We start from the raw sequence: 10675 nt of genomic DNA on the forward strand, positions 1-10675 counted from the left end.
GGGAGATTCACATGCACAAGAAATACGCGGAACGCTGGGCGCCCTGGGTGCTGCTGCTGGCGGTCATCCTGCTGTGGCAGGTCATCTGCTCGGCCTTCGAGGTCTCGGAATTCATCTTCCCCAGCCCCTGGGCCATCGGCCGGCAGCTGGCCGAGTTCAGCGGCATCATCGCCGCCCACGCCTGGCGCACCTACTGGGTGACGATGGCGGGCTTTGGCATCGCCATCGTGGTGGGCGTGCTGCTGGGCTTTCTGATCGGCTCCTCGCGCCTGGCCTATGCGGCGTTCTATCCGCTGATGACGGCCTTCAACGCGCTGCCCAAGGCGGCCTTCGTGCCCATCCTGGTGGTCTGGTTCGGCATCGGCGCGGGACCGGCCATCCTCACGGCCTTCCTGATCAGCTTCTTTCCCATCATGGTCAACATCGCCACCGGCCTGGCCACGCTGGAGCCCGAGCTGGAGGATGTGCTGCGCGTGCTGGGCGCCCGGCGCTGGGACGTGCTGATCAAGGTCGGCCTGCCGCGCTCCATGCCCTACTTCTACGGCTCACTGAAGGTGGCGATCACCCTGGCCTTCGTGGGCACCACGGTCAGCGAGATGACGGCGGCCAACGAAGGCATCGGCTACCTGCTGGTGTCGGCCGGCTCGTCCATGCAGATGGGCCTGGCCTTTGCCGGCCTGATCGTGGTGGGCGCCATGGCCATGGTCATGTACGAGCTGTTCAGCGCCATCGAAAAGCGCACCACCGGCTGGGCCCGGCGCGGCTCGCAGGGCGAGTGAGTGAGAATCCGGCCATGATGCCCGCACCCACGACGCCGCCTTCCATGACGCCCATGACGCCCCTGACCGACGAACAGGCGGCCCGCCAGCTGCGCCGCGCAGGCGCCGTGGCCGGGCGGGCCATGGCCATGGGCCGCCACCCCTTTGGCGCGCTGCTGCTGGCGCCCGACGGCGAGACCGTGCTGGCCGAGCAGGGCAACATCGACACGGTGAACCATGCCGAGTCCACGCTGGCGCGCACGGCGGCCGCCAACTATCCGGGTGCCTACCTGGCGCAGTGCACCCTGGTCACCACCTTCGAGCCCTGCGCCATGTGCGCCGGAACCATCTACTGGGCCGGCATAGGCCGCGTGCTCTACGGCGCCGAGGAAACGGCGCTGCTGGCGCTGACGGGCGACCATCCCGAAAATCCCACGCTGTCCCTGCCTTGCCGCGAGGTCTTCGCGCGCGGGCAGCGCGCCGTGCAGGTCATCGGCCCGGTGCCTGCGCTGCACGAAGAGATGCTGGAGCCGCACCGGGGCTTCTGGCAGCAGCGCTGAACGGCGGCTGCGCCCCGCGCCCGCTCAACTGCGGCAGCCGGCCAGCGCGTCCAGGGGCTTCTGGTAGGTGGGGCTGGTCACGTCCAGCAGGCCCAGGGTGGTGTGGTAGAGGTTGTCGTGCGACAGCGGCGTGTCCAGCTGGCCGCGCACGCAGCGCTCGGACACGCCGGTGCGCTCGCCCAGGTTGCCCAGCCAGGCAATCATGGGAATGTGCTTTTGCTCCTCGGGCGCCATGGCGTAGGGCATGCCGTGCAGGTAGATGCCCATCTCGCCCAGCGACTCGCCATGGTCCGACATGTAGACCATGCCGGTCTGGTAGTGCGACTGCTGGCTTGCCAGCCAGTCGATGGTCTGCGACAGGAAATGGTCGTTGTAGCGGATGGAGTTGTCGTAGACGTTGACCACCTGCTCGCGCGTGCAGCTGGACAGTGCATTGGTCAGGCATTCGGGCTGGAAGACCTTGGTCTCGGGCGTGGAGCGCTTGTAGTAGGCCGGGCCGTGGCTGCCCATCTCGTGCATGACCAGCACCACGCCGCGCTCGCGGCGCTCGCGCGGCAGGGCGGCGATGCGTTCGTCGATGCCGCTGAGCAGGATGCCGTCCAGGCATTCGCCGTCGCTGGAGCACAGGGCCTTGCCGTCGGGCGTGTTCAGGCGGTCGGCCGTGCTGGCGTTGGGAATGCGTTCGCACACGCCCTTGCAGCCGGCCTGGTTGTCCACCCACAGCACGGCCAGGCCGGCGTTGTACAGCACGTCCACCAGGTTGTCGTAGTCCACCTTGCTCTTGTAGAAGCCCGTGCGGCCCAGGTGCGAGAACATGCAGGGCACGGATTCGCGCGTGCTGGTGCCGCAGGAGGTCACGTTGCTCCAGTTGAGCACCTTGCGCTTGGCAAGCTCGGGCGTGGTGTCGCGGGCATAGCCGTTCAGGCCCCAGTTGGCGGCGCGCGCCGTCTCGCCCACCACGATGACGAACAGCGGCGGCTTGCGCTCGGCCGCGTAGGTGGCGCCCAGCGTGGCACCAGCCGCAATGCTGGCAAACGGGCGCTTGGGCCGCAGGATGGGCTTGAGCACCGCGTCCAGCGAGGCCAGCACGGGGCTCACGGGGTTGAGCATGTGGCGCATCCACAGGTTGTTGCGGATCACGGGGGCCAGCTCGCGGTACGAGACAAAGACCGATGCCGCCAGCAGCACCACCGAGGCGGCCAGCAGCCCCAGCGTGCGCAGCACCGTCTGCATGCTGCGGCGCGGGCGGATGATGCGCAGCCGCAGCAGCCAGGCCGTGGGCAGGCCGGCCACCAGCAGCAGCTGCAGCAGCAACTGGGGGTTGAACAGGTCGCTGCTCTCGCGCAGGTCGGTCTGCAGGATGTTGTTGATCATGCCGCCGTCCATGACCGTGCCGTAGGCAGTCATGAAGTACTGGGCCGAGCCGGCAATCCAGGGCAGGGCGATCCACAGCGGCTTCATGCCGCGCGGCCAGGCCGTCAGCGACAGCAGCAGCAGGATGCCGCCCAGGCCCAGCGGCAGCAGGCGCAGCACCAGGGTGGCCAGGCTGCCGTCATAGCCTTCGAGGTGGGGCAGGCGCAGCCACAGCGCCCAGTTCGCGGTGGCCAGCAGCCACAGCGCCAGCACCAGGGCCACGGCCTGGGGCGAGCGCGGGGCGCTCCAGGCCATGCGAAGCCGCGCCGCAAGGCTGGTGTGGGGGGGCTGGGTAGACGAGGAGGCCGTGCCGGTGGCGGATGAACTGGCCAGAGGGGGGTGTGCGAGCAGGCGTTCGGGCATGACCGCGAGCGTAGAATTCGCAGCTTAAGAACATCTGAACCCCGCGTTCAGACTCCGTTCAGCTTGAACCTCTCCCGTCCCCTCTGTTCCGCCCATGTGCGGAGCGCATCCTGATGTGCGAAGGCCCCACCTCCCATGCGAATCCTGCTGGTCGAAGACGATGAGGCCCTGGCACAGGCGGTCGGCAGTTATCTGCGCTCCAAGGCCTTTCTGATCGACAGTGTGCCTTCTCTGGCCCAGGCGCGCGCCTGCCTGGCCGGCGCCAGCTACGCGGCCGTGCTGCTGGACCTGCACCTGTCCGACGGCGACGGCCTGGCGCTCATGCCCACGCTGCGCCGGCTGGAGCAGCCGCCCGTCACCATCGTGCTCACGGCCCGCGACCAGGTCAGCGACCGCATCCGCGGGCTGGACGCAGGGGCCGACGACTACCTGGTCAAGCCTTACGACCCCGAGGAACTGCTGGCCCGCCTGCGCGCCGTGAGCCGGCGCGGCGGCGGCATGCAGGCCGGGCAGGACGCGGTGCTGCGCATGGGCACGCTGGAGATCGACCTGGCCCGCGAGATGGTGCGCGATGCGGGCCGCACCCTGCTGCTCACGCCCAAGGAATGGGCGCTGCTGCGCGTGCTCACGGTCCATCCGGGGCGCCTGTACACGCGCGAGCATCTGCTCGATGCGCTCTACGGCTTCGACGCTGAGGCCGACAGCAACACGCTGGAAGTCTTCATCAGTCGGCTGCGCCGCAAGCTCGGGCGCGAACGCATCCTGACCGTGCGCGGCACCGGCTACCGCCTGGTGACCGAGCATGGCTGAGGGGCGCCGGGAGAAGCCCGGCCTGCCGCCCCGGCTGGCCGACCAGCTGGCCCGCGACCTGACGCTGGCGCTGGCCGCCGTCTGGCTGGCCTGCGTGCTGGCGCTGGCCTGGTATGTCAGCCACATCGTGCACCGCAACTTCGACCAGGAGATGATCGACAGTGCCCACCGCATGCTGGAGGTGGCCGTGCACCAGCTGGAGCAGCAGGACCACTCGGTCGAAGGCTTGCCCCTGCCCCATGTGGCGCTGGAGCCCGGCAACGGGGCGGAGAGTCTGGTCTATCAGTTGCAGGACCGGCATGGCAATGTGCTGCTGCGCACCCAGGCGGCGCCCGTGGTGGCCTTTCCCGTTCCCATGCGCGACGGGTTTTACGAGCGCGAGGGCTGGCGCATGTACGTGGTGGCCCATCCCCGGCTGCCGCTGTTTCTGGTGCTGGCCGATCCCCTGGCCGAACGCAGCGAGGCGCTGCAGCGCGCCCTGCTGGCGCTGGTGCTGGTGATGCTGGCGATGCTGACCCTGATGGGCTGGGTGCTGCGCGCGACGGCACGCCGGCGCCTGCGCGTGCTGCTCGACATGCAGCTGCAACTGAGCGAGCGCGGCGGCGCCAACCTGGAGCCGCTGGACCTGGACGCCATGCCGCGCGAGCTGTGGCGCCTGGGCCGGGGCATCAACCACCTGATGCAGCGCCTGTCGCATGCCGTGCAGGTGGAGCGCTCCATGGCTGCCAATGCGGCCCACGAATTGCGCACGCCGCTGGCCGTGGCCACGCTGCGCCTGCAGACGGCCCTGGACAGGGGCGTGGACAACACCGATGTGCGCGCGGCCTATGAGGCGCTGGAGCGGCTGCGCCAGCGCACGGAAAAACTGCTGCAGCTGTCGCGCGCGGCCTCGGGCTCGGCGCTGGCGCAGGACGAGGTGCGGCTGGACGCGCTGGCCAGCATGGTGGCCTCCGAGTTCTGGCAGCAGGACGAATCCACCCAGCTGCGGCTGGACGTGGTGCTGCCCGAGCAGCCCTGCGGGCCGGTGGCGGGCGACGTGGACACGCTGGCCATTGCCTTGCGCAACCTGGTGGAGAACGCGCTGCGCTACAGCGATGGCTCGGAGGTGCTGCTCGAAGTCTGCGACAGCCACACCGTCCAGGTGCGCGACGAGGGGCCGGGCATGGATGCGGCGGCGCTGAGCACCGCGCGCGAGCGCCATGTGCGCCATGTGGACGACCTGCGCCTGCCCCAGGGCACCGTGCGGGAGCTGGCGTCGCCGGGCTACGGCCTGGGCCTGTCCATCGTGTCCATGATCGTGGCCCAGCACGGCGGCAGCCTGGAGCTGCAGTCGCCGCTGCCCGGCAGTTCCAACGGCCTGCTGGCGCGCATTCAGTTGCCGGGATGCGACCCGTCCGTGGATACCGACGCACTGTCCTGATCCGGGGCGCAGGCAGGCGGCAGGTGCGCATCGGCGGGCATGAGCCCGCACAGCCTTGTGTTGCGCTGCAAGGCAGGCAGGGCGGCCAGTTTCTCTACCTCGGCATAGAAGCGCTGCCAGCCCTGGGCGGCCTCGCCGCCGGCCTGGGCCGGCACCTGGGCCGGCACCTGGGTCTGCGACTGCTTCCACAGCGCGGTGAAGGCCGGCACCCAGTCGTCGTAGGCGGCCAGCGCGCCAAAGCTGGCGTTGTTGGCATCGGCCACCCACTGGTCCAGCCGCGCCTGGTTGCGGTCGTAGAGCTGGCGCTGGGCATCGGTGGTCAGCAGGGCCGCATCGGCGCTGCGCCATTGCGCGCGCAGCGCAGCGTAGTCGCTGCGGAACTGCTGGTAGATCTGCGCCTTGGCCTGCGCCATGGCGGGGCCGCGCTGCTGCGGGTCCTGGTAGAGCTGCTGCAGCGCCTGGCGCGTGTGGCCGGTCAGCGCCCGCCACTGCGCGCGCCGCAGCTGGCCTGCATCCCAGCGTGCGCGGGCGGCGGGGCCGGCCTCGGTGGCCAGCCACAGCGGCGTGCCCAGGCGCTCCACGGTGGTGGCAAAGGATTCGTTGAAGGCCGTGTCGCCGGCCACATAGACCACCTGGTGGGCCAGTTCGTGGAACAGCAGGCCGGCGAACTCGCCCTCGCCCCAGCCGATGAAGGTGTTGAGCAGCGGATCGCCGCCCAGCCAGTTCAGGTAGCCCAGCGTGGAATAGGCGGGCACGCCGTAGCTGCCGGACTCCAGGCCCTGGTCGGCCAGTTGCCGTGCCTGGGCCATGGCGTCGGCCTCGGCAAAGTAGCCCCGGTAGCCCACGCAGCCGGCCACGGGAAAGCACCAGCGGTGCAGCTCCAGGCTGTCGGGCGGCGCGGCCACCACGTTCCATACGGCAAACGGCCGCTGCAGATCGGCATAGCGGCGGTAGCTCGCGTTGTCGGGCAGGCCCAGGCGCTCCACGGCAAAAGCGCGCATGCGCCGGGCGGACAGCAGGCGCTCGCGCAGTGCGGGCGCAAGGTTCTCGTCCTGCAGCCAGTCGTCAATCGGGCGGCTGGCCTGCAGCAGGTGCATTTGCCCGCGCAGGCTTTGCCAGTAATAGCCCAGCCCGTCGCCACCGGCCCCACGGCTGGCACAGCCGCCCAGCAGCAGGCCTATGCCCACCAAAATCGCGGGCAGGCCGCGCCTGACTACACTCAAGCCTTCTCGCACCCTTGGCCCCCTTGCTGCTTTCATGGACTTCTTCACGCTGGCGATCATTGTCTTCATCGCAATCTACCTGCTCAAGACGCAGCAACAGCGCCGGCATACCCTGCTGCTGGCCCAGTATCTGGGACGATTCCAGATCGAGAAGCTGATGGGCGGCCTGATCGAAGGCTATCTGCGCGCCCTGGGTGAGAGCGACGAGCAGCGCCGTGCCCAGATCTGGACCGTGCTGGACAACACCGAGGCCAACCTGGCCGAGCAGTTCCAGCGCTTTGCCAAGGAGATGGCCACGGCCGATCCGCAGCTCACGCGCGTGAGCACGCTGCCCGTGGCGCTGCCCTATCTGGACCGGCTCTTTCCCTCGTCGTCCTTCGATCTGCGCGACGCCATGCAACTGCATGCGCGCGGCATTGCCTCCGTGCGCGTGGCCGACAGCCGCAACGAGGACGAACGCCGTGCGCGCGCCTTCACGATGACGGCCGAGCTGTTGCTCATGCAGTACACCTGTCATTGGTTTTGCAAATCGCGCGCCGTGGCATCCCTGCGGCTGGTCGCACGGCACAAGACGCCCTTCGAGCAAGTGCTTGCTTCGGTGACAGATCAGACACGGCGCGACTACAGGCAGCTGATCGCCTGATCACTGCACCACGGGCGGGGCGCCATGCTCCGCCATGCACAGCCCAGGCTGCGATTGACGCAGTGCGCCTTGCTGTCAAAAATGAACGCCATGACACAAGTGCTGAGCTCCATCGAGGCGCGGCTGGCGTCTCTCCCTGTCCCCGTGGCCGTGATCCTGCCGTCCGGCCAGCGCGCTGGTCCTGCGGATGCGCAGGTGGTGCTGCATTTCCAGACCATGTCGGCCATCGCCAGCCTGGCGGCCGGGCAGATAGGGACACTGGGCAGTGCCATCGTGGAAGGGCTGGTGCGCATCGATGGCCGCATGCGCGACGTGATGGCGGTGGCCGCCAGCCTGCTGCAGTCCGATCCGGTGCGCGGCACATCGCACTGGTGGGGGCATGCCATGGCCCGCATGCGCTCCATGGCCGCGCACACGCTGGCGCGCGACGCCCAGCAGATCCAGTTCCACTACGACATCTCCGACGACTTCTACGGCCTGTGGCTGGACCCGCGCCGCGTCTATTCCTGCGCCTACTTCCGCGATCCGCAGATGACGCTGGCCCAGGCCCAGGAGGCCAAGCTGGACCACATCTGCCGCAAGCTGGACCTGCGGCCCGGCGAGCGCTTCCTGGACATCGGCGCGGGCTGGGGCGCGCTGCTGGTGTGGGCGGCCGAGCACTACGGCGTCACGGCCACAGGCATCACGCTCTCGCACAACCAGCACCGCTACGTGCAGCAGCTGATTGCCGAGCGCGGCCTGCAGGGCAAGGTGGACATGCAACTGCTGGACTACCGCGCGCTGGCGCCCGGCCAGCCTTTCGACAAGATAGGCTCGGTGGGCATGTTCGAGCATGTGGGCCAGGCCAAGCTGCCCGAGTACTTCCAGACCGTGCACCGCCTGCTGCGCCCGGGCGGCATGGCGCTGATCCACGGCATCACGGCGGGCGGCGTGGACAACACCGAGCTGGGCGCGGGCATGGGCGAGTTCATCGACCGCTACATCTTCCCCGGCGGCGAGCTGATGCATGTGAGCCGCGTGCTGCACGACATGGGCCACAGCGGGCTGGAAATGGTGGACACGGAGAACCTGCGGCCCCACTACGCACGCACGCTGTGGAACTGGTCCGACGCACTGGAAGCCCGGCTGCCGCAGGCGCAGCGTATCCTTGAGCAGCATGCCGATGCCGAAGGTGCCGCCAAGGTGCTGCGCGCCTACCGGCTCTATCTGGCGGGTTGCGCCATGGGATTCGAGCGCGGCTGGATCGCCCTGCACCAGATGCTGTGCACGCATCCCGATGGACGGCTCCAGTCGGGACCCATGGTGGGGGCTCAATCGGACTATGCTTTCAACCGCGAGTACATGTACCGCTGAGTGCATGACACGCCACACAGAAAAAGGATAGCCATGCTCTACAAGTTCAAGTCCCGTGCCACGGCCGACGTCATCATGCTCGAATCCAACGGCCGCCAGGTCCTGGAGATCGTCGGCAAGACGCCCGGCGCCAGCGGCATCATCACGGTGCAGCAGATTCCCGCCGCCATCGAGGCGCTGGAGGCCGCCGTCGCCGACGACGACGCCCGCCGCAAGGCCAACCAGGAAGAGGATGCGCAGGATGGCGACCAGGACAATGGCGCACCGGGCGCACGCGATGCCGTCAGCCTGCGCCAGCGCGCTGCGCCCATGATCGACATGCTGCGACGCAGCGCCGCCGAGAACAGCGACGTCACCTGGTAAGCCGGCGGCCCCACCGGCCCCTTCAGGCGTTGATGCCCTTCATGCCTTCTTCCGTATAGCGCTGCCCGGCCACGGGCAGCTCGTCGCTGGCGCGCCGCAGCTCGTCCAGCTCGGCGGGGGTCAGTGCCACGGACAGCGCGCCCAGGTTGTCCTGCAGATGGGCGATGCGCCGGGTGCCCGGAATGGGCACCACGTCAGGCCCCTGGGCCAGCAGCCAGGCCAGGGCGATCTGCGCGGGCGTGCTGCCCTTGCGCTGCGCCAGGGCCGATACGGCGCCCACCAGGGCCTGGTTGGTGTCGATGTTGCCGGGCTGAAAGCGGGGCAGGCTGGCGCGGAAATCGCCCTGCTCGAAGGCCGTGCCGCCATGAAAGCGCCCCGTGAGAAAGCCGCGCCCCAGCGGCGAATAGGCCACCAGCCCCACGCCCAGCTCGCGGCAGGCGGGCAGCACCTCTTCCTCCACCTCGCGCGTCCACAGCGAATACTCGGTCTGCACCGCCGCCACCGGGTGTACGGCATGGGCACGGCGCAGCGTGGCCGCGCTGACTTCGCACAGGCCGATGCGGGCGATCTTGCCCTCCTGCACCAGCTGCGCCAGGCCTTGCATGGTCTCTTCGATGGGGCGCGTGGCATCGACGCGGTGCACGTAGTACAGGTCGATGCGCTCCACGCCCAGGCGCCGCAGCGAGTCCTCGCAGCTTTGCCGTGCGTACTGCGCGCTGTTGTCGATGCTGCGCCGGTACTCGCCGGCCTTGCGTACGATGCCGAACTTGGTGGCGATCTTCACGCGCGGCCGGCGCGAGGCCAGGAAGCGGCCGATCAGCTCCTCGTTGTGGTGCGGCCCGTAGACATCGGCCGTGTCCAGGAAATCGATGCCGGACTCCACGGCGTGGTCCAGCGCCTGCAGCGCCAGGGCGTCGTCGCGCGGACCATAGAACTCGCTCATGCCCATGCAGCCCAGGCCCAGGGCGGATACCTGCAGATCGTGGCCAAGTGTGCGTTGTTGCATTGCATATCCTCTTGCTGAAACAAGGGGCCAGTATGGTTTTCCGAAGCGGCCTTGCCTACTGACAAAATCGCGCTTTGATCTTCCATTTTCGGAAAGCATTCCCGAAAAAATTCCCGAAAAACATTCCCGAAAACAAAGGAGCATTCCATTGCAGTGGGACGACGCCCGCATCTTCCTGGCCATTGCCCGCGCCGGCAGCCTGAGCGGTGCCTCGGCCGCGCTGGGGCTGGGCGTGGCCACGGTCTCGCGCCGGCTGGACCGGCTGGAGTCCGCGCTGGCCATGCCGCTGTTCAGCCGCCACCAGAGCGGCTATCGGCTCACCGCCGACGGCCAGGCGCTGCTGGCCCCGGCCGAGGCGCTGGAGCAGGCGGCCCAGGCCCTGGGCGACGCCGCGCAAAGCCAGGCGCAGGTCGCGGGCGTGGTGCGGCTGGCCACGGCCGAGAACCTGGCCAACCCGCTGATCGCGCCCTCGCTGGTCCCTCTGTTCGCCCGCCACCCGGGTCTGCGCGTGCAGCTGGTCAGCGGCGTGCAGACGCTGAACCTGCACCGGCGCGACGCCGACCTGGCCGTGCGCATGACCCAGCCCGAGGCCGGCCACCTCACGATACGGCGCCTGGGTACGCTGGGCTTCGGCCTGTATGGATCGGCCGGCTACGTGCAAGGCCGCGCCGGCGGAAACGGAAGCGCGGGCACCCAAGGCTCGGACCCGTTCGAGGGCGATGCCTTCATCGGCTGGGACGACAACCATGCCCACCTGCCCGCC

11 protein-coding genes are annotated in these 10675 nt (G+C 69.0%); 8 read left to right on the top strand and 3 right to left on the bottom strand.

Translation table 11 applies throughout. The features are described 5' to 3' along the window. Positions 1-11: 11 nt before the first annotated feature. Both JHD82_RS17365 and JHD82_RS17370 read left to right on the top strand, forming a co-directional pair. Positions 12-779, top strand: a complete 768-nt coding sequence (locus JHD82_RS17365; RefSeq protein WP_012203071.1) for an ABC transporter permease — start codon at positions 12-14, stop codon at positions 777-779. A gap of 14 nt (positions 780-793) precedes the next feature. Beyond that, the gene (locus tag JHD82_RS17370; RefSeq protein ID WP_081816314.1) at positions 794-1318 is read left to right on the top strand and encodes a nucleoside deaminase; all 525 of its coding nucleotides are present in this window, start codon (positions 794-796) and stop codon (positions 1316-1318) included. Positions 1319-1342: 24 nt separating this feature from the next. On the opposite strand, the gene JHD82_RS17375 is transcribed toward JHD82_RS17370, so the two are convergent. Then, a complete protein-coding gene (locus JHD82_RS17375; protein WP_199137765.1) occupies positions 1343-3094 on the bottom strand; it encodes a phosphoethanolamine transferase in 1752 nt (583 codons plus the stop codon). A gap of 135 nt (positions 3095-3229) precedes the next feature. On the opposite strand from JHD82_RS17375, the gene JHD82_RS17380 reads away from it, so the two are divergent. Both JHD82_RS17380 and JHD82_RS17385 read left to right on the top strand, forming a co-directional pair. Next, positions 3230-3904: a response regulator transcription factor gene (locus JHD82_RS17380; RefSeq protein ID WP_012203074.1), complete on the top strand. Its 675-nt coding sequence runs from the start codon at positions 3230-3232 to the stop codon at positions 3902-3904. Further along, the gene (locus JHD82_RS17385) at positions 3897-5324 is read left to right on the top strand and encodes an ATP-binding protein (protein WP_199137767.1); all 1428 of its coding nucleotides are present in this window, start codon (positions 3897-3899) and stop codon (positions 5322-5324) included. Before JHD82_RS17380 ends, JHD82_RS17385 begins: the two co-directional genes overlap by 8 nt. On the opposite strand, the gene JHD82_RS17390 is transcribed toward JHD82_RS17385, so the two are convergent. Beyond that, positions 5276-6559 (bottom strand): aminopeptidase, encoded by a 1284-nt coding sequence (locus JHD82_RS17390; protein ID WP_199137769.1) that lies wholly within the window; start codon positions 6557-6559, stop codon positions 5276-5278. The two genes, JHD82_RS17385 and JHD82_RS17390, sit on opposite strands and share 49 nt — an antisense overlap. A gap of 22 nt (positions 6560-6581) precedes the next feature. Here JHD82_RS17390 and JHD82_RS17395 point away from each other — a divergent pair, with 22 nt between their 5' ends. Genes JHD82_RS17395 through JHD82_RS17405 form a run of 3 tightly spaced genes read left to right on the top strand, consistent with a single transcriptional unit; the run spans position 6582 to position 8906 of the window. Continuing rightward, positions 6582-7190 carry a hypothetical protein gene (locus JHD82_RS17395; protein WP_192367323.1) on the top strand — a complete coding sequence of 203 codons (609 nt, stop codon included), beginning with the start codon at positions 6582-6584 and terminating at the stop codon, positions 7188-7190. 24 nt (positions 7191-7214) lie between these two features. Further along, on the top strand, positions 7215-8543 hold the full coding sequence (locus JHD82_RS17400; RefSeq protein ID WP_199137778.1) for a class I SAM-dependent methyltransferase: 1329 nt from the start codon (positions 7215-7217) through the stop codon (positions 8541-8543). Positions 8544-8576: 33 nt separating this feature from the next. Continuing rightward, entirely contained in the window at positions 8577-8906 is a 330-nt protein-coding gene (locus tag JHD82_RS17405; RefSeq protein ID WP_199137780.1) for a DUF1840 domain-containing protein, read from the top strand. Between the two features lie 22 nt (positions 8907-8928). On the opposite strand, the gene JHD82_RS17410 is transcribed toward JHD82_RS17405, so the two are convergent. Beyond that, the gene (locus tag JHD82_RS17410; protein ID WP_043780739.1) at positions 8929-9912 is read right to left on the bottom strand and encodes an aldo/keto reductase; all 984 of its coding nucleotides are present in this window, start codon (positions 9910-9912) and stop codon (positions 8929-8931) included. A gap of 148 nt (positions 9913-10060) precedes the next feature. Between JHD82_RS17410 and JHD82_RS17415 the strand changes: the two genes are divergently transcribed. Beyond that, on the top strand, positions 10061-10675 hold a 615-nt coding region (locus JHD82_RS17415; protein WP_199137782.1), incomplete at its 3' end, for a LysR family transcriptional regulator.

This window comes from Delftia sp. ASV31 (genome assembly GCF_016428765.1).
Taxonomy (GTDB): Bacteria; Pseudomonadota; Gammaproteobacteria; order Burkholderiales; family Burkholderiaceae_C; genus Comamonas; species Comamonas acidovorans.